General features: G+C 64.5%; 17 protein-coding genes. 6 read left to right on the top strand and 11 right to left on the bottom strand.

Features of this window, described 5'->3' with window-relative positions:
- Positions 1–299: 299 nt before the first annotated feature.
- From QP512_RS14415 to QP512_RS14400, 4 genes are all read right to left on the bottom strand, one after another.
- Positions 300–3,182 (bottom strand): TonB-dependent receptor, encoded by a 2,883-nt coding sequence (locus tag QP512_RS14415; RefSeq protein ID WP_286069285.1) that lies wholly within the window; start codon positions 3,180–3,182, stop codon positions 300–302.
- A 173-nt stretch (positions 3,183–3,355) separates the two neighbouring features.
- The gene (locus tag QP512_RS14410; protein ID WP_286069283.1) at positions 3,356–5,377 is read right to left on the bottom strand and encodes a prolyl oligopeptidase family serine peptidase; all 2,022 of its coding nucleotides are present in this window, start codon (positions 5,375–5,377) and stop codon (positions 3,356–3,358) included.
- Between the two features lie 151 nt (positions 5,378–5,528).
- Positions 5,529–8,336, bottom strand: a complete 2,808-nt coding sequence (locus tag QP512_RS14405) for a TonB-dependent receptor (RefSeq protein ID WP_286069281.1) — start codon at positions 8,334–8,336, stop codon at positions 5,529–5,531.
- Between the two features lie 383 nt (positions 8,337–8,719).
- A complete protein-coding gene (locus QP512_RS14400; protein ID WP_286069279.1) occupies positions 8,720–11,515 on the bottom strand; it encodes a TonB-dependent receptor in 2,796 nt (931 codons plus the stop codon).
- Positions 11,516–11,729: 214 nt separating this feature from the next.
- Between QP512_RS14400 and apbC the strand changes: the two genes are divergently transcribed.
- Positions 11,730–12,584, top strand: coding sequence for an iron-sulfur cluster carrier protein ApbC (apbC, locus tag QP512_RS14395; RefSeq protein ID WP_286069278.1), 855 nt, complete (start codon positions 11,730–11,732; stop codon positions 12,582–12,584).
- Positions 12,585–12,661: 77 nt separating this feature from the next.
- Positions 12,662–13,234: a dCTP deaminase gene (dcd, locus tag QP512_RS14390; protein ID WP_286069277.1), complete on the top strand. Its 573-nt coding sequence runs from the start codon at positions 12,662–12,664 to the stop codon at positions 13,232–13,234.
- Positions 13,235–13,329: 95 nt separating this feature from the next.
- Here the strand turns inward: dcd and QP512_RS14385 are convergent, their stop codons facing one another.
- Genes QP512_RS14385 through QP512_RS14375 form a run of 3 tightly spaced genes read right to left on the bottom strand, consistent with a single transcriptional unit; the run spans position 13,330 to position 14,603 of the window.
- The gene (locus QP512_RS14385; protein WP_005410498.1) at positions 13,330–13,497 is read right to left on the bottom strand and encodes a DUF5668 domain-containing protein; all 168 of its coding nucleotides are present in this window, start codon (positions 13,495–13,497) and stop codon (positions 13,330–13,332) included.
- A gap of 15 nt (positions 13,498–13,512) precedes the next feature.
- Positions 13,513–13,935, bottom strand: a complete 423-nt coding sequence (locus tag QP512_RS14380; RefSeq protein ID WP_164137230.1) for an HIT family protein — start codon at positions 13,933–13,935, stop codon at positions 13,513–13,515.
- A complete protein-coding gene (locus QP512_RS14375; RefSeq protein ID WP_286069276.1) occupies positions 13,932–14,603 on the bottom strand; it encodes a dienelactone hydrolase family protein in 672 nt (223 codons plus the stop codon). Before QP512_RS14375 ends, QP512_RS14380 begins: the two co-directional genes overlap by 4 nt.
- Positions 14,604–14,807: 204 nt before the next feature.
- Between QP512_RS14375 and rimO the strand changes: the two genes are divergently transcribed.
- Positions 14,808–16,169, top strand: coding sequence for a 30S ribosomal protein S12 methylthiotransferase RimO (gene rimO, locus QP512_RS14370; protein WP_286069274.1), 1,362 nt, complete (start codon positions 14,808–14,810; stop codon positions 16,167–16,169).
- Positions 16,166–17,002: a DUF3025 domain-containing protein gene (locus QP512_RS14365; RefSeq protein ID WP_286069272.1), complete on the top strand. Its 837-nt coding sequence runs from the start codon at positions 16,166–16,168 to the stop codon at positions 17,000–17,002. Before rimO ends, QP512_RS14365 begins: the two co-directional genes overlap by 4 nt.
- Before the next feature lie 182 nt (positions 17,003–17,184).
- Here QP512_RS14365 and greB read toward each other — a convergent pair whose 3' ends face one another.
- Positions 17,185–17,688: a transcription elongation factor GreB gene (gene greB / locus QP512_RS14360; protein WP_286069270.1), complete on the bottom strand. Its 504-nt coding sequence runs from the start codon at positions 17,686–17,688 to the stop codon at positions 17,185–17,187.
- Between the two features lie 125 nt (positions 17,689–17,813).
- Entirely contained in the window at positions 17,814–19,319 is a 1,506-nt protein-coding gene (locus tag QP512_RS14355; protein ID WP_286069269.1) for a helicase HerA-like domain-containing protein, read from the bottom strand.
- 122 nt (positions 19,320–19,441) lie between these two features.
- Between QP512_RS14355 and QP512_RS14350 the strand changes: the two genes are divergently transcribed.
- Together QP512_RS14350 and QP512_RS14345 are read left to right on the top strand one after the other, a co-directional pair.
- Complete coding sequence (locus QP512_RS14350) at positions 19,442–21,055, top strand: transglycosylase SLT domain-containing protein (protein ID WP_286069268.1); 1,614 nt, start codon at positions 19,442–19,444, stop codon at positions 21,053–21,055.
- A 22-nt stretch (positions 21,056–21,077) separates the two neighbouring features.
- Complete coding sequence (locus QP512_RS14345; RefSeq protein ID WP_180865668.1) at positions 21,078–21,425, top strand: ribonuclease E inhibitor RraB; 348 nt, start codon at positions 21,078–21,080, stop codon at positions 21,423–21,425.
- 94 nt (positions 21,426–21,519) lie between these two features.
- Here the strand turns inward: QP512_RS14345 and asd are convergent, their stop codons facing one another.
- Positions 21,520–22,362 carry an archaetidylserine decarboxylase gene (asd, locus tag QP512_RS14340; RefSeq protein WP_053509396.1) on the bottom strand — a complete coding sequence of 281 codons (843 nt, stop codon included), beginning with the start codon at positions 22,360–22,362 and terminating at the stop codon, positions 21,520–21,522.
- Entirely contained in the window at positions 22,359–23,009 is a 651-nt protein-coding gene (locus QP512_RS14335) for an SCO family protein (RefSeq protein WP_180865666.1), read from the bottom strand. The genes asd and QP512_RS14335 overlap by 4 nt, the downstream gene beginning before the upstream one ends.
- Positions 23,010–23,045 lie beyond the last annotated feature (36 nt).

Raw genomic sequence — 23,045 nt, 5'->3', positions numbered from 1 at the left:
GGGCCTTCAAGTCGTCGGTGGCCGATCCGGTCGAACGCGGGGAACCGGCCTGCAGAAAGGCGTCAGGGAACCCTGTGGGATCCCGGGATCCAGCACGGTGCTGGCGTGGCTTCGCCGACATGGCCGGCAAGCGGGGTCAGGGCAGGCATCATGGCCTCCCATGACGACTGCCCCGGAAACGGAACAGCCAACGCAAACGCCCGATGCGGTGCATCGGGCGTCCTTGGCCACCTGAAGGCGGCAGGACCCTCCACGCCACAGGTGCAAACCCATGGCGGGAGGAGTCATACACTGCAGGATCAGAACTTGTAGGACACGCGCGCGAAGAACGTCCGGCCGTACCAGTCGTACTGCGAGGCGTAGAGCGGCACGTTGCCGTAGCGATCACCGGCACCGGCGGAGATAAGGTCCGGCGCCTTGTCGAACAGGTTGCGCACGCCGACCATGATGTTCCAGTCGTCCATGTCGTAGCCGACCGAGACGCTATGACGGAACTGCCAGCTGGCCTTGATGTCGCGGGTGGCGTTCTGGTAGCCGGAATAGGTGAAGTTCGGGCTCAGGTCCTTGTTCTGCGTGCTGCTGACGTAGGTGCCCTGCCAGTTGAACGTCCAATCGCCGCGTTCCAGGCTGACGCTGGCCAGGCCGACGGTCTTCGGGCGGCCGATGTAGCCAACCTGGTCGGAGGTGCTGATTCCGCTTTCAGCAGCCGAATCGAACAACTGATAGGTGTCCTCCAGGGTATAGGTCACCTGTGCTTCAGCGGAGAGCTTGCCGAACGAGAAGTCGTTGTCGTAATTGATCTGCAGGTCGTAGCCGCGGGTGCGCTCGCGGTTGATGTTGATGTACTTGTTGTAGATCGTGGTGATGTTGTTCGGCGCCGTTGGATCCGTGGGGCTGTTGCGGACCAGCTGGTTGCAGAACGCGTTCGGGAAGACCGCCGAACCGTAGCAACCGGCGACGATGTCGTACTCGTCAAGCTGGGTGATTTCGCCACGCACGTCGTAATCGAAGTAATCCAGTGCGACGTTGAGGTTGGCGAAGGTCGGGCTCCAGACCAGGCCCAGGGTCTTGGCCTTGGAGGTCTCCGGCTTCAGGTTGTTCTTGCCGCCACCACCCGAATAGATGGTCGCGCCGGTGCCGCCTCCGACATACGTGTCGGGAATGCCAGCAGCAGCGCAGTTGGCACGGATGAAGGTGTTGTTGCTGTCGGCCCACTGGATGCACGGATCGATCTGATTCTGTGCCTTGAAGCCCGTCTGGTCACCCAGGTACAGCTCGTACAGCCCCGGTGCGCGGAACGAGGTACCGATGGTGCCTCGAACGCGCAGTGACGGCACGATCTGCCAGTTCAGGCCGGTCTTCCAGACATGGTCTGAACCGGGTACCGAGTCGTACTCGAACACACGACCTGACAGATTGACAGACAGCGACTCGATGCCGGGAATGCCCTTCAACAGCGGCACATCCACCTCGGCGAAGGCTTCCTTGACCTTGTCCGTGCCACGGGTCACGCCTGCCGAGGTCGAGTTCCAGGAACGATCGGCCAGCGCAAAGTCAGACGGGGTGTCGTTGATCTTGTAGTGACGGAATTCGACGCCGAACGCAGATGCGACATCACCCGCAGGCAGCTTGAACAGGTTGCCGCTGAAAATGGCATTGGCACTGGACTGTTCATAGGTCGTCTTGCCGGTATGCCATTGGCCGACCGCAGCGATCAGCTCGTCCATGCGGGCACCGCTGAGGAAGCCCGGGTCGAAGTAATTCACCGGCATGTCGTCGTCGGTGTAGTTCAGGTCACCCGCACGATCGACGTCGATCGAGAGCGCGCTGTACTTGCCGCTCGAACGGCTGTAACCGGCATTGACTTCCCAGGACCAGCTGTCGGTGGACTTGAACTGGCCATCGAACTTGGTGGTGCCGTAGAAGTAGTCGACCGTGACCTTCTGGTCGCTCGGGAACGGCATGATGGTCTGGAAGTAGTCATCTGCCGCTTCGTTGTACACGGTCGGATAGAACTGGCGCCAGCTGTGGGCCTTGGTCTCGCGACGGTTGTACAGGAACTGGGTCTTCCAGTTGAAACTGTCGAAGCTGAAGTCGGTTGCCCCGTAGAACGATGCGCGCTCCCGCTGGTTGATCACTTCCTGGTCATGGAAGAACGGGAAGTTCAGCACATCCTGGTAGTACGCGGTGCCGCCATTGGCGTAGGTCGGGGTCGGTCGCGGGCGCGGACGATAGCCCGGGAAGGGGCCGACCGTGCTGCCATCCGGCGAAGGCACATAGCGGATCGCCGAGTTGCTCAGCCGGATGATGGTGTTGGCGTACAGGTTGCCGGAGCTGCAGCCGGCAAGATTGGTGCCGGCCAGAATCGAGCGGTCTTCGCGGTCGATGCGCTGGCCGTCCGTGCCCCACACCCGATCCTGGGCACAGCTGAAGTAGTCGCGGTCACCCACGGTCAATGCGTTCAGCCGGTCCCACTGCACCGCAGCCACGATGCTCCCCTTGTCGAAGTTCCAGCCGTTGGCGATCGACGCCGAGAACTGCTCGCCACCGCCGTGTTCGGGCACGCTCATCGCGTACGTCATTTCCGGGCGATCAAGGGTCTTGCGGGTGATCAGATTGACCACGCCGGCCAGCGCATCCGAACCATAGATCGAGGAAGAGCCGTCCTTGACGATTTCAATGCGTTGCAGGATCGACTGCGGGATGACGTTGAGGTCGAACGCGGCGACCTGGCCGCGGGTACCGGCAGGGCCGGGGCGCTGGCCATCGAGCAGGATCAGGGTGCGGTTTGCGCCCAGGCCACGCAGTGAAACGGTCTGCACGCCGGTACCGCCTTCGACGACATAGCCGCCGAACTGATTGTTCATCTGGGTGGAGCCGGCCGCGATCGCCGAAGTCTGCAGGAAGTCGGCCGTATCAAACTGGCCAGCAGCGACGCCCTTGTCGATCGAAATGACCTGGACCGGCGATGTGCTTTCGTACTCCGGGCGCTTGATCAGCGAGCCGGTAACCGTGACGGTGTCAAGGTTGGTGGCACGCTTGGACGCGGTATTGGTCGTTGACGGGGGCGGATCCTGCTGGGTGGATTCCTGGGCGAATGCCGGCACGGCGGCAAGGGTGGCCAGGACCGCAAGAGTCAGCGGAACACGCTTCGGAGTGGAAAGACGGAAAACGTCGCGCATCTTGAAAATATCCTTATTTGTTACGCTTCGGTTAACTGAGTGTATGGTTCTCGTAAAGTAAATGCAACATGAACAAATGTGGCTTTCCTGCCTCAATTGTTAATGTCGGATTCACCATATTTAGTTTTCGCCCCCGCCGGATTGGCGGGAGCGAACAACGCCGGTGTGCGTGCTCAAAGTCCGCCAGGTCCGCAATCGTTCTTCAGGAAGCTCTCGATCAAGTGGAGCGTTTCCCGTTGCTGGCGCGGATACCACGGCATGCTGTGCTGCTGGTCTGCAATCAGGTGCATCTGCGCCGGCACTTTGCCCTTCACTGCGTCATAGAACCCCTGTGCATGGAAGGAGGGCGTACGTACGTCACGGTCACCGACAAACAGCATCACCGGGATGTTGGCGCTTGCGGCATTCCGCATGGGATCCATGCCCTTGACCGTCTGTCCCTGCAGGATGCGCTGCAGTCGGTTGTCACTCCAGGTTGTACCCAGGCGCGCCAGATCGGTGACCGGTGCGCCGGCGATCGCGCACTGATACGGCGAGTTGGGCCGCACGGTGGCTGCTGCGGCCGCAAAACCGCCGTAGGAATAGCCAAAGATTGCGATCCTGTCCTTTGCGGCCAGTCCCTGTGCTACCAGCCACGCTGCGCCATCGTCATTGTCATCGGACATTTTCTGGCCCCATTCGCGGTCGCCTGCGATCCACAGCTCACGACCCAGCCCGGATGAGCCCCGATACTGCGGGCGCAGCACCGCATAGCCACGCGATGTCAGCAGCGCGACCCATCCGGAAGGGTCCCACTGCATGTAGTCGCGTGCCCAGGGACCGCCATGGGGGTGGATGATCGCCGGTGGCGCGGCGTCACCTTCCTTCCATCCGGCAGGAAGGTCCAGGATGGCGGGTATCTCCCTGCCATCGCGCGCCTTGAAAGAGACCCAGCGCTGTTCACCCACCGCGGTTCTGCTGATCCACGGTCGTTCGCTGCCCAGGTTCACCACCTTCTTCCGATCGAGCAGCAGGTAGTGGGTGGGAGGTGCATCCGCACTGGTCGCGCGGAACAGAATGCGCGAGAAGTCGTCGTTGAGCCGGGTGATTTCGATCTGCCGGCCAGGAGCCGCCTGCTGAAGGGATTCCTGGATGGACTTCATGGTCGGATCGACATAGACCGTCTGCAGCGCCGGTCCATCAAGGGTGAATCCCACCACCTGGTTGAATGTACTCGGCCGGGTGCTGAACACCAGGCCGGCGATCGAGAAATTCGGGTTGGCCAGCACCGGTTCCTGGTCGAATGCCTGGGTCCTGGCATCGTAGAGGTGCACCTGCACCTTGTCCGAGAACAGATCGGTCAGCACGTAGTACTTGCCGGTGGCGTCGTCCACGCCCGCCACTTCCACGGTGTGCCGGTTGGAAAGACGTGACAGCAGGGGCTTCTGAAGGACGTACTGGCCACTGGCCGGGTCGAGGATCAGGATCTGCTGGTCGTAGTCGCCACTGACCGGTTCAATCTGGGTCTTGGCCAGCACCTTGCCGGTTCGTGGATCGAACAGTGCTGGCTGGGCGCGCGTTCCGCCACGGAACAGGAGCTCGGTTTCTTTCGTCTTGAGGTTGTAGAGGTAATAGTTGGAGGTCAGTGAAATCTCGCTGAGCTGACGGATGATGACCCTGTCGGGATCCAGTGGCAGCATGTTGACCAGTGACGCGCTGCCACCCAGTTCGAGGCAGCGCTGAGTCTGTTCGCTGACGCCGAGTTTGCGCGTGTTGTCGGCGAACGCCTCGTTGAAGTTCTTCTGGCTCTGGTCGGTCAGGTAGGTCTTGACCACGAAGGTCTTGGTTGCCCCCGACACACTGCCTTCGCCGCACCCCCCCAGTTGTCCGGTCCATTCCTGACGGCCCACCGCAAGAATCTGATCCGATTTCAGTGCGCCGACGGCGATGAATTTCATGCGTTCGCCGGAGGGGGTGATGACCTTCGGGGCGCCGCCCAGGGCGTCGGTGTCCCAGCTGGCCAGTGCGGTCTCTTCCGGATTGCCCGGCGAGGGGATCAGGGCCACCAGATGTTTGCCATCCGGGCTCATCGATACCGATTGCAGGGCCGGCAGCCGTGCCAGATCTTCGATCGGGATGGGGGCGGCGTGCGCGGCCGTGGCGGCCAGGGCCAGCGAGAGGGCGGCGCACAGCGTGCGGCCATTAATCACGTGCATGTCTTGTCCTTTAGCAGCGCGCTGATTGAGTGAAGCTGACTGTAATGTGAACGAAATCGGAAGTTACCAGATGTTCCCCAGCCGTGGCAGTGCCGCACAGGCAAAAAAAGACCCCGCCGAAGCGGGGTCTTCCATGCAGTACCGGCCGGCCTCAGTGGCTGCCGAACTCGTACTTGGCCTGCACGTAGATGGCACGCCCATAGGCGTTGTACAGGTAGTTGTTGTACGGCTGGCCACTGGTACCGGCGTAGCTGAAGCGCTGGTTGTCCGGCATCTTGTTGAACACGTTGTTGACCATCAGCGACAGGGTCAGGTTGTCCATCGCGCGATAGTTCACGCTCAGGTTGTAAGTGGTGTAGGAACCCCACTTGCCCGCCTTGTAGCCGGAGCTGTGGACGTAGTCGTAGCCATTGCCCACGTATGCCATGTAGTTCGGCGTCTTGCCGATGTAGTTGGCATACAGGGTGGTGGTCCACTTGTCCTTGGCCCAGCCGATCGAGCCGTCCGCGCGCACCTTGGCGTAAGAGTCGTACACCCACATCGCGTACGGGTCACGCAGCAGGTCCAGGAAATCATCACCCGGCTGCGGCTGCAGTTCGCGCTTGAGCATGTCGGTGTAGTTGGCCGAGAACTGCAGCGAACCGAAGCGACCGATATCCTGCACGTACTTGAAGCTGGCAGTCAGTGCTTCCAGGTTCTGGCGGGCAACGTTCATCTTCGGGGTGTAGATCTCGTCCAGCACACCGGAGGCGTCACGGGTGATCCAGTCGTTGACGTTCTGGCAACTGGCAGAGGTGTTGTTGGCCTGGTTGTTGCGGCAGTAGTACTCGGCCAGCAGCAGCTGGTCGGAGCTGAGCGTATCGACCTCGTTCTTGATCTTCCAGTTGTAGTAGTCGACCGACAGCGACAGGTTGTTGATCGGTGCCCACACCACACCCGCATTCCAGACATCGGCGGTGATCGGCTCCAGGTCCGGGTTGCCCGAGCGGGTACCGAACACCGACACGCTGTCGTACGGGCAGCCGGTGGTGTTGGCCGGGTCGTAACCCAGCTGGCCGCAACGGTAGTAGTCGGTGGAGCCGTTGGCGTAGTAGCCGCTGCGGCCCTGGAACGCATCGGACAGGGTCGGCGCGCGGAAGGCCGTGCCGTACTTGCCACGGAACAGCAGGCTCTCGATCGGGCGGAACTCGATGCCGATGCTGTAGGTGGACTTGTCGACGGTGTTGCTGCCGATCTTGAAGGCGTCGTAGCGGCCGGATCCGGTCACCGTCAGCGTGTCATGCAGCGGCAGGCGCAGTTCGCCGGTCACGGCATAGTTGCTGCGGTGGCCGGCACCGGAGACTGCGGTCGTGCCCCACACGCTGCCATCCATCAGGCCCGGATCGGGGGTGTAGTCCCAACCTTCGCTGCCCCCTTCAACCACCACCGCCAGACCGGCGTCGCCACCGGGCAGCTTGAACAGCGACCCGTTGGTGACCTGGGCCCGGGCCAGGTTCTGCCAGGTACGGCTCTGGCTGTAGCTGTAACCGGTGAAGCTCTGGAAATCACCGCTCGGCAGTGGCGAGTAGAACGCTTCCCAGTTCGGGCTGTAGATGTTGTAGCCGGTGCTGGTGGTGCCCAGCACCGGGCCCAGCACGCGCTGCTCGAAGTAGTCGTTGATCGGGTCGTTCCAGCGCACGAAGTTGCGCTCGGTCAGCTTGTACTCGCCGCGGGTGAAGCTGAGGCTGTAGTCCCAGTTGCCGGCCGTGCCGCGGCCGCCCAGTGTCACCTGGTAGGCCTTGTTTCGATCGGTGTTCATGATGTCGCGGTAGCCGGCGCCGCCGATGTCTTCCGGCGCGAACACGCGCTGCAGGTTCATGTACTGGCCGCTGGCCTGGTCGTAGAAGCGACCCCAGCCGGACGAGGTGCCCCACCAGGTGTAGTTGGAGCCGGTCGCATACTTGACCTCTTCCAGGCTGTACAGCGCATCACCGAACAGCTGGAGATTGTCATTCACGTCAAAGGTGGCAGAGCTGTAGATCTGCGCGCTTTCCTTGCCGTTCTTGATGGTCTTGTAGCCGGTGCCGTATGCAGAGCCGCAGGCCTGGCCGGTCGGGCGGGTGCCCAGCACGGTGGTGCCGTCGAACTGGCCCGCCACGTTGGCGCACAGGTTCGGGTCCATCATGGCGTAGCGGTTGTTGGCGGCCGGCAGCAGCACCAGGAAGTCATTGGAAACGTACTGCGGGCTGTAGCCGTCCGGATTGTTGACCTTGGTCAGGTCGCGCTGGTAGCCCCAGATCGGGCTGGTCTTTTCGTATTGCACGTTGACCAGCGCGTGGAAGCGGTCATCGACGCCATTGAACCCGTGTGCGCCGCTCAGGCGGAAACTGTTGCCACCACCCTCGCTGTAGGCGCCGCCACGGACATTGAGCACGCCGCCGTCCATGCGCTCCTTGAGGATGATGTTGACCACGCCGGCAATCGCATCCGAGCCATACAGGGAGGACTGGCCACCCGGCAGGATCTCGATGCGCTCCACGATGTCGATCGGAATGCCGCTGATGTTGTTGAACGTATCGCCGCCGTTGTAAAGCGCCGGATACGAAAGCATCGGGCGGCCATTGATGAGGTACTTGGTGTAGCCCGGGCTGAGGCCGAACATGCCGGCCGCTTCAGCGCCCTGGGTGAACGAGGCCGAAGTCTGGCCGCCCTGCAGGCCGCCCGTGGACAGTGAGGACTGCTGCAGCACGTCGGCCACGCTGGTGAAACCGCGGGTCTGGATGTCCTCGGCGGTCACCGTCAGGACCGGCGTGTGGTTCTCGATTTCGGTCTGCGGAATCAGCGAGCCGGTGACGGTGACGCGGTCAAGCTGGGTCGGCCCGTTGCCGCTTTGCGCCAGCGCTGTACCGGAGGCGAGCAGGGTACCGAGCAGGGCGAGGGTCAAAGGGTGGCGCGAGAGTGTGGAACGATGGCGAGACATGGAAAATTCCCGTAGTGAGCAATGTCCTGGCGACCGGCCTCCTTGTCGGTTTAACGAACTGTTCAGTTGCATTCCATTCAGCTGGACCGTAACACGCGTTTAACGTTACGAACACATGGCCGTCATCTCGCCAAATGGCCTTGCGGTTGAAAAGCGCTGGAGAATCAATGGGTAGCGGCAATTGTTTTGGTGTGTTTCAAAACATGCCGATGTACGGGGCAACTTGTCGTACTACAGGGAATGCTTTTGCATCAATGGTTTGCGTCATCCCCAGGCGGGGTTGACGCGCGTGGCGATCCCGTCGTCAATCGCCCGCCGGAGGCAAAAAAAAGGCCCCGCCGAAGCGGGGCCTGGTCCGGAATCAAACCCGGAAAACGACGGGATTACTTGCCGAAGTCGTACTTGGCCTGCACGTACACGGTGCGGCCGTAGACGTTGTACAGGTAGTTGTTGAACGGCGTGCCGGAGGTGCCCTGGTAGCTGTGGGCCTGCTGCTCGGGCATCTTGTTGAACACGTTGTTGACCATCAGCGACAGGGTCAGGTCATCCTGCGCGCGGTAGTTCACGCTCAGGTTGTACGTGGTGTACGAAGCCCACTTCCCTGCCTTGTAGCCCGACGCGGCGTGGGTGTACTCGTAGCCGTTCAGGCCTGCCAGGTAGTTCGGGGTGTGGCCGATGTAGTTCGCGTACAGCGTGGTGGTCCACTTGTCCAGCGACCAGGCCACCGACGCATCGGAACGGACCTTGGCGTAGCTGTCGTAGTTCCACATCGACTTCGGGTTGCCCAGCAGGTCCTGGAAGTCCTCACCCGGCTGCGCCTGCACTTCACGCTTCAGCATGTTGGTGTAGTTGCCCGAGAACTGCAGCGAGCCGAAGCGGCCGATGTCCTGCAGGTACTTGAAGCCGACGGTCACGGCCTGCAGGTTCTGGCGGGCCACGTTCATCTTCGGGGTGTACAGCGAGCTCAGGTTGCCGGCCGAATCACGGGTGACCCAGTCAGCCACGTTCTGGCAGGTGGCCGAGGAGCCGTTCGGCAGGCCGTTGCGGCAGTAGTACTCGGCCAGCAGCAGCTGGTCGGTGCTGGCCGTATCGACTTCGTTCTCGATCTTCCAGTTGTAGTAGTCGGCCGAGATCGACAGGTTCGCCATCGGCGCCCAGACGATGCCCGCGTTCCAGACGTCGGCGGTGATCGGCTCCAGGTCCGGGTTGCCGGCACGCTCGGAGTAGACCGAGACGCTGTCGGCGTAGCGGCAGGCGTCGGTGTTGCCCGGGGTGTAGCCCAGCTCGCCGCAACGGTAGTAGTCGGTCGAGTTGGCAGCGTAGTAGCCGCTGCGGCCCTGGAAGGCGTCGGGCAGGGTCGGCGCGCGGAAGGCGGTGCCGTACTTGCCGCGGAACAGCAGGCTTTCGATCGGACGGAACTCAACGCCCACGCTGTAGGTGGCCTTGTCGACGGTGTTGTCGGCGATCTTGAAGGCGTCATAGCGACCGGAAGCGGTCACCGTCAGCGACTCCAGCAGCGGCATGCGCAGCTCGCTGGTCACCGCGTAGTTGCTGCGATGGCCATTGCCGGCAACAGCCGACGAGCCCCACACGTCGCCGTCCAGCAGGCGCTGGTCGGGGCTGTAGTCCCAACCTTCGCTGCCGCCTTCGACGACCACGGCCAGGCCGGCATCGCCACCCGGCAGCGAGAACAGCGAACCGTTGGTGACCTGTGCGCGCGCCAGGTTCTGCCAGGTGCGGCTGTGGTTGGTGGTGTAACCGGTGAAGCCAGCGAAATCTTCCGGCGAGATCGGCGAGTAGAACGCGCCCCAGTTGGTGTTGTAGATGCCGAAGCCATCCTTGGTGCCCAGCTGCGGGCCCAGCACCTTGTCGGTGAAGTAGCTGTTGATGGCATTGCCGAAGCGCTGGAACTTGCTTTCATCCAGGCGGTATTCACCGCGGGTGAAACTCAGGCTGTAGTCCCAGTTGCCGACTGCGCCTTTGCCGCCCAGGGTGACCTGGTAGGCACGGCTCTTGTCGTTGTTCAGGATGCTCTTGTAGCCTTCGCCGCCGATGTCTTCCGGAGCGAATGCGCGCTGCAGGTTGACCAGCTTGCCCGACGCCTGGTCGTAGAAGCCGCCCATGGTGCTCTTGGTGCCCCACCACAGGTAGTTCGAGCCCGAGGTGAATTCGGTCTTTTCCTTGCTGTACAGCACGTCGGCGAACAGCTGGAAGTCGTCGTTCACGTCGAAGGTCATCGACGAATAGAACTGGCCGCTGTCCTTGCCGTTCTTCAGGGTCTTGTAGCCGGCGCCGAACACCGAGCCGCAGGACTGGCCGGTCGGGCGGTTGCCCAGCACGGTGGTGCCGCCGAACTGGCCGGCGACATTGGCGCAGTTGCCCGGATCCATCATGTACAGCGCATTGGTCTTGGCGTCGATGACGGCGAAGTCGTTCGACGGCAGCTGTGCGGTGTAGCCGTGGGTGTTGTTCTGCTTGGTCAGGTCACGCTGGTAACCCCAGATCGGGTTGCTGCTTTCGATCTGCACGTTGACCAGTGCATTGAAGCGGTCGTCCAGCGCCGAGAAGCCGTGGGCACCACTGATGCGGAAGCTGCTGCCACCGCCTTCGGTGGAGGTGCCGCCACGCACGGACAGGCTGCCGCCTTCCATGTGGTCCTTCAGGATGATGTTGACCACGCCGGCGATCGCGTCCGAACCGTACAGGGAGGACTGGCCACCCGGCAGGACTTCGATGCGCTCGACGATGTCGATCGGAATGCCGCTGATGTTGTTGAACGCGTCGCCGCCGTTGTACAGCGCCGGGTAGGACATCATCGGGCGGCCGTTGATCAGGTACTTGGTGTACCCCGGATTCAGGCCGAACATGCCAGCGGCTTCGGCGCCCTGGGTGAACGAGGCGGAGGTCTGGCCGCCCTGGATGCCGCCGGTGGTCAGCGAGGACTGCTGCAGCACTTCGGCGACGCTGTTGAAGCCGCGCGACTGGATGGCTTCAGCGCTGATGGTCATGACCGGGGTCTGGGTCTCAACCTGGGTCTGCGGGATCAGCGAACCGGTGACGGTGATCTTGTCCAGGTTGGTGGCCTTGTCCTGGGCCATTGCCGGCGAGGCGGCGACCAGGGCGGAGATCAAGGCGACAGCGAGGGTGTTGCGACGTGCGGAATTGCGAAGGTCTTTCATGTAGTTCCGTTCAAAGAGCAAATACGAATACGGCACTGCGCATGCGCCATCGTGCGCGCCGTGAAACAGCGACGCAGCCCAAAACCAGTGCTCAGCGAACGTAACATGAACTTAACAAGCTGTGCACGAATCTGTAGCAATCCTGAATTTCAGTCAGGCTACGTCCAGCTTGTATGATGTTGGGTTATCCCCCTCGATACCGCTGGTGCCCGTTGTGAACAGTTCTCCCCGCCGTCCCCATGCCAGCCAGGTCCAGAAGGGACTGACGCCACATGCCCGCATCCGCAATGTCATTGCGGTCGGCTCGGGCAAGGGCGGTGTCGGCAAGTCGACCACGGCGGTCAATCTGGCGGTCGCACTGCAGCAGCTGGGCGCCCGGGTGGGTGTGCTGGATGCGGACATCTACGGCCCCAGCGTGCCGGCCATGCTGGGCCTGTCAGGTCGCCCGGAAAGCCCGGACAACAAGAGCATCGAGCCGCTGCGCGCGTTCGGCGTGGACACCATGTCGATCGGCTACCTGATCGAGGAGGACACGCCGATGATCTGGCGCGGGCCGATGGCCACCTCGGCGATGACCCAGCTGTTCAACGACACCCTGTGGGACGATCTGGACTACCTGCTGATCGACCTGCCGCCGGGTACCGGTGACATCCAGCTGACCCTGACCCAGAAGATTCCGTTGGCCGGTGCGGTGATCGTCACCACGCCGCAGGACATCGCCACGCTGGATGCGAAGAAGGCGCTGAAGATGTTCGAGAAGGTCGAGGTGCCGGTGCTGGGCATCGTCGAGAACATGGCGGTACATACCTGCAGCAACTGCGGGCATGTCGAACACCTGTTCGGCGAAGGTGGCGGCGAACGCATGGCCGCCCGGTACGGCGTGCCGTTGCTCGGCTCGCTGCCGCTGCAGATCGGCATCCGCGAACAGGGCGATGCCGGCACCCCGATCACCGTGGCCCAGCCCGATTCGGTACCGGCACAGGCCTACCGCCACGCCGCGCAGCGCCTGATCGAGGAAGTGGGCAAGCGCCCGCGAGCCTCGATTCCGATCCTGTCGTCGCTGCTGTAAGCACCTCGGCGGGGCCGGCGGCGACGCCCGGCCCCCTGCTAGAATCCTCGCGCCCCCTCGCACCCCCAGGACAGAGCATGAGCATCAAGAGTGACCGTTGGATCCGCCGCATGTCCGAGCAGCACGGCATGATCGAGCCGTTCGAGGCCGGGCAGGTCAAGCAGGCCAACGGCGAGCGCATCGTCAGCTACGGCACCTCCAGCTACGGCTACGACGTGCGCTGCTCGCGCGAGTTCAAGGTGTTCACCAACATCAACTCGACCATCGTCGATCCCAAGCACTTCGATCCGGGCAGCTTCGTCGATATCGTCGGTGATGAGTGCATCATCCCGCCGAACAGCTTCGCGCTGGCACGCACCGTGGAGTATTTCCGCATCCCGCGCGACACCCTGGTGGTGTGCCTGGGCAAGAGCACCTACGCGCGCTGCGGCATCATCGTCAACGTGACGCCGCTGGAGCCGGAATGGGAAGGCCACGTCACCCTGGAATTCAGCAACACCACGCCGCTGCCGGCGCGCATCTACGCCAACGAGGGCGTGGCGCAGATGCTGTTCTTCCAGGCGGCGGCCGATGACATCTGCGAGACCTCGTACAAGGACCGCGGCGGCAAGTACCAGGGCCAGACCGGCGTAACCCTGCCGCGGACCTGATCGCCCGCGTCATCGCATGACGAAAACGCCGGGCCATGCCCGGCGTTTTCACATGGGTCTCGCGGTGCGTTCGCCGGGCATGGCCCGGCGCCACCTTACTTGCCGCGACCGAACAGCATCGCGATGCCGACACCCACCAGCGCCACTGGCCACCAGGTCAGCAGTAGCTTGGACAGGTTCAGGTGCGTCCAGCCGAGATTGCTGGCGAGCATGAACAGGCCGATCAGGATCAGCAGGATGGCGGCAACGAGGTTGAATCGCATCGGGTCGGCGAAGGCTCAGGTGTGGGCTGGATATCCTAGCCGTTCCTTCCAGTAGGCGACATGCTGGTCCAGTGCCGCCGCCTCGTAGCGGTGCGCCGGGCCGCTGCCCCAGACCGGGCCCGGCCAGGCCGGATCACCGTCATGGCGACCGATCACGTGGAAGTGCAGCTGGCGCACGATGTTGCCCAGCGCGCCGATGTTGATCTTCTCCACCCCGTCGGAGCCCTTCAGGGCCTTGCAGGCGCGGTTGAGCTCGGTGCGCAGCTTGTCCTGCTGTTCGCCGTCCAGCTCGATCCACTCGGTGACCCCGGCCAGGCGCGGTACCAGCACCAGCCAGGGGAATCGTTCGTCGTTCATCAGCCGCACTTGCGACAACGGTCCTTCAGCCACCAGCACGCTATCGGTGGCCAAGCGTGAATCGAGTTCGAAATCGCTCATCCAAGATGCTCCGAGAAGAAGTCCAGGGTGCGTTGCAGCGCCAGGGCGGCGCTGTCTGGATCATACGCATGTCCGACCTCCCGGTTGAAGGCGTGGTCGGCCGGATAGACGAAAGTGGCCATCTGCGGCAGCTTTTCGCGGTGGGCCTGCACGGCTTCCGGCGGGATGCTCTTGTCCTGGGCGCCGAAATGGAAGATGACCGGGGCCTTCGGCGTCTCATCGAGGAAATTGACGTTGCGGCCGCCGTAGTAGCTGGCCGAGGGCAGGCCCAGGCGCATCGCCGCCAGCAGGGCCACGCTGCCGCCCCAGCAGTAGCCGACGGTGCCGACCTTGCCGTAGGGGGTCAGGCGCGTCGCCGCGGCGCGGACCACTTCCAGCGCCTTCTCCATGCCCAGGGTGTTGACCCGCTCCAGGCCGTCCTTCACGCCCTCGGGGCTGTAGGGCAGTGCATCAGGGTCGGATTCCGGGCCATCGACCAGGTCGAAGAACGACGGTGCCAGCACCGCGTAGCCCTCGGCGGCGAAGCGCTCGGCGACCCCGCGCATGTGCGCGTTGACCCCGAAGATTTCCTGTATGACCACCAGCGCCGCGCGCGGCTTGCCCTTGGGCAGGACCTGCCAGGCGCGGACCGGGCCATGATGCGTATCCAGGGTGATCCATTCGGACATCGTCGGGTACCTCGTTGCAGGGGACAGGGCTGCATTGTCGGTGCTGCGCGGGTTAGCGCGGTGTCAGTGGCTGTGCGCGATCGGGCGGCTGGCCGTTCAGAGCGAGGCCGCCAACCCCGGTATACTGGCGCCCTTTCAGGCCCCGGCCCCCAGGAACCCCTGCCATGCCGGCAGGGGCCCAGGCCCCCAGAGTCCCGCGATTCCATGTCCCAGCTGAACCCCAAAGTCGGCTTCGTCAGCCTTGGCTGCCCGAAGGCCCTTGTCGATTCCGAACGCATCCTGACCCAGCTTCGCTCGGAAGGCTACGACATCGTGCCGTCCTATGATTCGGCCGACGTGGTGGTGGTCAACACCTGCGGCTTCATCGATTCGGCGGTGACCGAGTCGCTGGATGCGATCGGCGAGGCGATGAACCAGAACGGCAAGGTCATCGTCACCGGTTGCCTGGGCAAGCGCCCGGAGCAGATCCGCGAGGCGTACCCGAACGTGCTGGCGGTGTCCGGCCCGCAGGACTACCAGAGCGTGATGGAGGCGGTGCACGAAGCGCTGCCGCCCAAGCATGATCCGTTCGTGGACCTGGTGCCGGACTACGGTATCAAGCTGACCCCGCGCCACTACGCCTACCTGAAGATTTCCGAAGGCTGCAACCACACGTGCAGCTTCTGCATCATTCCGTCGATGCGCGGCAAGCTGGTCTCGCGCCCGGTGGACGAGGTACTGCGTGAAGCCGAGCGCCTGGTGCGCGGCGGCGTGCGTGAGCTGCTGGTGGTGTCGCAGGACACCTCCGCTTACGGCGTGGACGTGAAGTACGCCGAGAAGATGTGGCGCAACAAGGCCTACCAGACCCGCCTGAAGGCGCTGTGCGAAGGCCTGTCCGAGCTGGATGCGTGGGTGCGCATGCACTACGTCTACCCGTACCCGCACGTGGACGAGGTGGTGCCGCTGATGGCCGAAAACCGCATCCTGCCGTACCTGGACATTCCGTTCCAGCACGCCAGTCCGCGCATCCTGCGCCTGATGAAGCGCCCCGGCGCAGTCGAGAAGACCCTGGAGCGCGTGCAGAACTGGCGCCGCATCGCGCCGGACATCACCGTGCGTTCGACCTTCATCGTCGGCTTCCCGGGCGAGACCGAGGCCGAGTTCGAAGAGCTGCTGTCGTTCCTGGACGAGGCGCAGTTGGACCGCGTGGGCGCGTTCGCCTACTCGCCGGTCGAGGGTGCCACCGCCAACGACCTGCCCGATGCCGTGCCGGAAGAAGTGAAGCAGGAGCGCCTGGCCCGTTTCATGGAGAAGCAGGCGCAGATTTCCGCCGCGCGCCTGGAAGCCAAGATCGGTACCGTGCAGCAGTGCCTGGTCGATGCCATCGAAGGTGATATCGCGGTGGCCCGTTCCAGGGCCGATGCGCCGGAGATCGACGGTCTGGTGCACATCCAGAACGCCGACCAGGTGCCGCTGCGCGTGGGTGAGTTCGTCGACGTGGAGATCACCGAGAGCGACGAACACGACCTGTATGGTGACGCGCTGGCCAGTGCCACGCGTCCGGCGTTCGACCTCAAGCTGCTGTGACCCTTGCGCCGACCGCCACCGGCGACGGCGGCGGTTCCCGGCGCTTCGTGCCGCCGCCACGCGCGGCGGTAGCTGCGCGGCGGTTCGAGCATCCGCTGTTTGCCGGACTGCATGACTTCCGCGATCTGCTGGACGGCACAGCATGGCCGTCCATCGCGGCGCTTGATGCACGCCTGGCCGTGCCGGGCAAGCGCCTGGTGGAACAGGACGCCGCGCTGCTGGCAGACGGCCTGCATTACGAAGTGCGCATCGCGCAGGGGCGTATCGCTACCCGTGCCGACAACTGGCATGACCTGTTCAATGCGCTGGCCTGGGCGCGCCATCCGCAGCTCAAGCATGTACTCAACGTGCAGCAGTGCCTGCATATCGACGCCATGCCTGCAGGTCAGCGCAATCGTGCGCAGGCCGCACTGACCCAGTTCGACGAGAGCGGGGTGATCGTGCGTATGCGCGAGGGCACCCTGCTGGCCGCGTGGGACGCGCATGACTGGCCTGCAGTGTTCGAGCCGGCGCGCTGGCAGAACGGGGACATCGCCATCGCCACGGTGTTCGGTCACGCGTTGATGGAACAGGCGCTCCTCCCGGGGCGTCTGCTGGTGGGCAAATGCGTGGTGGTACAAGGCAGGGATGACAATGCCTGCATTGCCGAAGTCACTGCGGCCATCGGTGGGGGCAGGGTGCTGACCGATCCGTTGCAGCTGCGACCACTGCCCCTGGCGGGTATTCCCGGCTGGCATGAAGGGCAGGATGCCACCTTCTACGCCAACACCGATTACTTCCGCCCGTTGCGTGCGGGGCGCCAGTATCCGCCACCGGTGCACATGACCCTGTAGCGTCGACTGTCAGTCGACTGCTCTTCGTTCCGATGTCGTGCACGACTGACAGCTGGCATCGGTGAGTCATCAACCGCGATGGGGATCGCGGTGCGTTTGCTGTCCGGCTGCGGAGGTTTGTGCCGCGCTTCGCGCGGTAGTCGACTGACAGTAGACTCTACAGGACCCGGTTTCGTTGCCGGTCACGCGGCATATTCCACGCCGATCACCGCGAAGGTGAACAGCCCGCCGGGCAGTTCCACCGAGAACTCGTCATCCAGGCGCTTCTTCAGCAGCGCGCGCGCCAGTGGCGAATCGATGCTGATCCAGCCAAGCCCCGCGTCCGTCTCATCCGGCCCGACAATGCGATAGCGGCTGGTGTCGCCGCTGTCGACGTTTTCCAGCTCCACCCACGCGCCGAAGAACACCGCCTGCGGATCGGTCGGTGTGGTGTCGACCACGCGCAGCGATTCCAGCCGCTTGGTCAGGTAGCGCACGCGGCGGTCGATCTCACCCAGCTGTTTCTTGCGGTAGGTGTACTCGGCGTTCTCGGAGCGGTCGCCCTCGGCCGCGGCGGCGGCCAGCGCCTTCACCACCTCGGGGCGACGCACCCGCCACAGGTCATCCAGTTCGGCCTTCAGGCGCGCATGCCCGGAGGCGGTGATCAGGGCGGTGCTCTTTTCTGCGGGGGGACGCCAGCGGGACATGCAGTGCGACTTCTTTTCTGGATGACGAAGGGGAGAGCGGTCAGAGCCCTTCCTTGCGGAAGGGATCCGACCCCTGGGTCAGATCCCTTTCACACGGAAAGGGCTCTGACACCAACGGGTGCAACTCAGCGCTTGCCGCCGAAAATGCCACCCAGGATGCCGCGCACGATCTGGTTGCCCAGCTTGGTGCCGACCGTGCGCGTGGTCTGCTTGGCCATCGTCTCGATCATGCCCTGGCGGCGCTTGGTGCCGAAAATCGCATCCTTGATCGCCTGGCCGAAACCGCCTTCCTGCGCTTCGTCCTGCTCGCGGCTGCGGGCGGCCGGCGCCTGCGCCTGCTCGACCGTCTTCTGCGCGCGCTGGGCCAGCAGTTCGGCGGCCGATTCACGGTTGATCGCCGTGTCGTAACGACTGCCGACCGGGCTGCCGGCACGCACCTGGGTACGCTCGGTCTCGGTGATCGGTCCCATCCGGCAGCGCGGCGGCGCGATCATCGTCTGCTGCACCGGCATCGGCACACCCTTGTCCTGCAGCGTGGACACCAGCGCCTCGCCGGTGCCGAGCTGGCTGAGCACCTTGGCCACGTCCAGCTTCGGGTTCGGCACGAAGGTTTCGGCAGCGGTCTTCACTGCCTTCTGGTCGCGCGGGGTGAACGCACGCAACGCGTGCTGCACGCGGTTGCCCAGTTGGCCGAGGATGTTGCCCGGCACGTCGTCGGGGAACTGCGAGCAGAAATACACGCCCACGCCCTTGGAGCGGATCAGGCGCACCACCTGCTCGATGCGCTGCACCAGCGACGGCGGTGCGTCGTCGAACAGCAGGTGGGCCTCGTCGAAGATGAAGACCAGCTTCGGCTTGTCCAGGTCGCCCACCTCCGGCAGCTGCTCGAACAACTCCGACAGCAGCCACAGCAGGAAGGTGGAATACAGCTTGGGCTTGAGCACAAGCTGGTCGGCGGCGAGGATGCCGATCACGCCGCGGCCGTCGTGATTGACCCGCATGATGTCGGCCAGCTCAAGCGCCGGTTCGCCGAAGAAATTCTCGCCACCATCCTGCGCCAGGCGCAGCACCGAACGCTGGATCGCGGCGATCGACTGCGCGCTGACCAGGCCGTACTCGGTGGAGATGTCCTTGCGCTCCTCGGCCACCAGGCCGAGCAGCGCACGCAGATCGGCCATGTCCAGCAGCAGCAGGCCACGGTCGTCGGCCAGCTTGAACACGATGTCGAGCACGCCGGCCTGGGTGTCATTCAGTTCGAGGATGCGCGACAGCAGGGTCGGGCCCATCTCGCTGACCGTGGTGCGCACCGGGTGGCCGAGCTTGCCGTACAGGTCCCAGAAAATGGTGGGGCTTCCGGCCGGCGCATAGTCCGCCACACCGATCTCGGCGGCGCGCTGGAGCAGGGTCTCGGCGCCGGTGCCGGGCACCGCCAGGCCGGACACATCGCCCTTCACATCGGCCAGGAATACCGGTACGCCCAGCCGCGAGAAACCCTCGGCCAGGGTCATCAGGGTCACCGTCTTGCCGGTACCGGTGGCGCCGGCCACCAGGCCGTGGCGGTTGCCGAGTTTCGGCAGCAGGGTGACGGCAATATCATCGGTAATGCCTTTGCCGAGCAGAATCGGATCCATGGTCCAGCCCTTGTGGTGAATAGCCCAATGTTAACCGTCGGCGGAGACGGGCCGAAGGTCGGCTTGCCCGGACCTTGGCGGCGCCGCTACTCTGCCTGCCTGTTTCGCACACAGTGCCATCAATGCCCGTTCCTGTCCTGATTTCCCGTGGTTGGCCGCTGCTGGCCCTGGCCGGCCTGGTTTCCCTGGCACCCGACGCCCATGCGCAGCGGGTTTCGGCCCGGGACAAGGTGAAGGTGGATGCGCTGCAGCAGCGCATGACTGCCGCCGAGAAGCGCTACAGCGACGCCCTGTTGCTGGTCGCCAATTCCGACCCGAAGGGCAGCAACGAGGCTGATGCCGCGCTGGAGGACATGGAAGACGTCCTCAACGACTGCGTGAAGCAGAAGGGCTGCCAGATGGGCACCCTGCTGGCAAGCTACAAGCGCCTGCTCAAGCACGACGCCGATGCGGCAGGCAACGATGAGGTGGCCGACGAGAGCGGTGACCGCCTGGAGGCCGACCCCGACCATATCGGCCCGCTCACCGCCGACGTGCCCGAGGCCGCCCGCGCCGCCGCGCTGCTCAACGACAAGCGGCACGCCTTCGACACCATGGTCGAGTACAACCCTGCCGTGCAGGCGGGCATCCGCCGCTGGCTGACCGACATGCGCCCGGCGCTGCTGACCAGCTACGAGAACTACCAGAACCTGCGCGCGGTGATGTGGCCGGAATGGGAAAAGCGCGGCCTGCCCGAGGCGCTGCTGTTCGGCATCATGGCCAAGGAATCCAACGGCCGCGTGCATGCGTCCTCACGTGCCGGCGCCGCGGGCCTGATGCAGTTCATGCCGGCCACCGGTCGTCGTTTCGGCCTGGGCCCGGATGGCACCGGCTTCGATACGCGCTTCGATGCGCGCAGCGCCGCCGAGGCCAGCGCCAGCTATCTCAACGAACGCCTGCGCGAACTGAACAACAACGTGGAAATGTCGGTGGCTGCCTACAACGGCGGTGAGGGCCGTGCGGCGCGCGTGTTCAAGCAGAGCGGCGGGCAGAGTTTCTGGACCGACAGCGTCTACAACCAGTTCCCCGGCGAGACCAAGGACTATGTGCCGATGGTGATCGCGGCGGCCTGGATCTTCCTGCACCCGCAGCAGTACGGCGTGGAATTCCCGAAGATCAGCGCACAGCCGGCTACGCTGCGCCTGGCCAAGTCCACCACCATCTACGAACTGACCATCTGCCTGGGCAGCCACGGTACCCGCGATGGCTACATGCGCGCGCTGCGCAACCTCAACCCGCGCTACGAAGCCGACGGCTGGATTCCGGCCGGCACGCTGATCAACGCGACGACGCGCATCGCCGGCCTGTACCAGCGCAACTGCGTCAGCGGCCCGCGTGCCGACCTGGCCCGTACCCTGATCACCGCCGATCTGAACGCAGCGATCAAGCGTCCGACCGCTGCCAGCTACACCGGCAGCGTGGCCGTGGGCGGTGTGGTGCCGGTGGCCGATGCGGCCGCGTCCACCAGCGTGCCGACTACCCCGGTGGCGCCGGTGGCGCCGGTGGCGGCCCCGCGCCCGACGGCGCGCCAGAAGCCGGTGCGCAGCCACAAGGTGGGCAAGGGCGAGACCCTGGGCGCCATCGCGGCGAAATTCCAGTGCGACGTGCCGACCCTGGCCCGCGCCAATGGCCTGAAGGCCCCGGCCTACAGCCTGCGCCACGGCCAGACGCTTAAGCTGCAGGGCTGCGACAAGTAATCCCCCGACCCCTGGAATCCGCATGGACCTCGAAGACACCCGCAACCTGTTCGCCAACCTTCGCGAAAACACCGACTGGGACATCACCGGCCCGTTGCTGTGGGGGTACTTCTTCGTGCACTCCACTGCCGAGCCCTTGCAGGCATTGGCCGAGCACCTGCAGGCGCAGGGTTACAGCTTCGTTGAGCTGTTCGAGCAGGAGCCGGAAGAGGGTGACGCGCCCTTCCACGTGCTGCACGTGGAGCGCGTGGAGATCCACGACGAAGCGTCGCTGGACCGTCGCAACCAGGAATTCGCTGCGCTGGCTGCGGAGAAGGGCGTGGAAGACTACGACGGCATGGACGTGGGCCCAGCCCCGGCCCTGCAGTAACGGACCGCTTTCCGTAGAGCCGAGCCCATGCTCGGCTGCCGGCAAAAACAGCCGAGCATGGGCTCGGCTCTACAGGCCCGGTATTGCCGCTTCCTCAGCGCAGCGTTGCCAGTGCCTGGCCCAGCTGCACCGGGCTTTCGGCGCCCAGCTGCGGGGCGAACTCGGCCACGCCCGGCGGCAGCAGCACGATGACGGTGGAGCCGTAGTTGAAGCGCGCCATCTCGGCGAAGCGCTCCAGCCTGATGCCCTGGCCACGGTAGTCCTTGCGGGTGATGCGGTCGCCGTAGGCCGGAATCTCCTCGCCGCTCCACACCGTTTCCACGCCGGACACCAGCAGTGCGCCGACCATCACGCTGACCATCGGGCCAAAGCTGGTGTCGAAGTGGCAGACCAGGCGCTCGTTGCGGGCAAACAAGCGCGGCACGCCGTTCACCGCGGCCGGGCCGACGCTGAACAGGCGACCCGGTACGTGCACGGTCTCGCGCAGGGTGCCGGTCCACGGCATGTGCACGCGGTGATAGTCGCGCGGCGACAGATACACGGTGGCGTACAGGCCGTCGTTGTACGGCTTGGCGTCCTCGTCGCTGCCCAGCAGCTCGGCGGCGGTGAACGATTGGCCCTTGGCCTGGAAGATGCGGCCGGCCTCGATCTTCCCCAGCTGGCTGATGCGGCCGTCGGCCGGCATCACCAGGCTGCGCGGATCGGCATCGGCCACGCGCGCGCCCGGCTTCAGCGCACGGGTGAAGAACTGGTTGAAGGTCGCATAGCTGCGCGGGTCCGGGTTGGCTGCTTCGTCCAGGTTGACGTTGAACTTGCGGGTGACCGTGTCGATCAGCCAGCGCGACACGCGCGGATCGTCCGAGTACGCCAGCGAACGCGCCATCGAGGACAGCAGGCGGTGGGGCAGGGCATACGTCAGGGCGGTGGTGAGGCTCATGGGGCGGTTTTCTCGGTCAGCTTCTGCAGGTCGCGGGCGATGGCCGGCGCGTTGAACGGGGGGCGCACCAGGCCGGCAAGGCGGCCCTGCGGGTCGAGCACGGCCAGGCTGGCCGAATGCTCGACGGTGTAATCCTCGGGGTTCTCGTCAAAGTGCTTGCCCGGCACCTTCTGGAACACGAAGCCCAGCGAGGTGGCAAAGCGCTCCAGCGAAGGAATGTCGGCGGTGGCGGCCAGGGTGTCCTTGTGGAAGCCGTGCACGTACTCGCCCAGGCGGGTGGCGCTGTCGCGGTCCGGGTCGACCGAGATGAACAGCACGCGCGGGCGCAGGGTGTCAGGCAGGGCTTCCCACTGGTTCTGCGCGCCGGCCAGCTCGGCCAGGGTGGTGGGGCACACGTCCGGGCAGAAGGTGAAGCCCAGGAACACCAGGGTCCAGTGGCCCTTCAGTTCGCCCGGGATCAGGCGGGTGCCATCGGACTGGGCCAGGTTGAAATCGGGCAGCTCCCGCGGTTGCGGGTACAGGGTGATCGCTTCGGTGGCCGGGGCATTGGCCGGCGGCTTCGGCGCGAACACCTGCTGGGCGGCCAGCAGGCCGAGCCCCGCGGCCAGGGCGATCAGCAGGATGATGCCGGCATTGCGATTGAACATGAGGGCTCCCGCGCGAAATGGGCTCCATCATACCGG

Source organism: Stenotrophomonas sp. 57 (genome assembly GCF_030291075.1).
Taxonomy (GTDB): domain Bacteria; phylum Pseudomonadota; class Gammaproteobacteria; order Xanthomonadales; family Xanthomonadaceae; genus Stenotrophomonas.
This window is presented reverse-complemented; position numbering and strand designations above follow the sequence as displayed.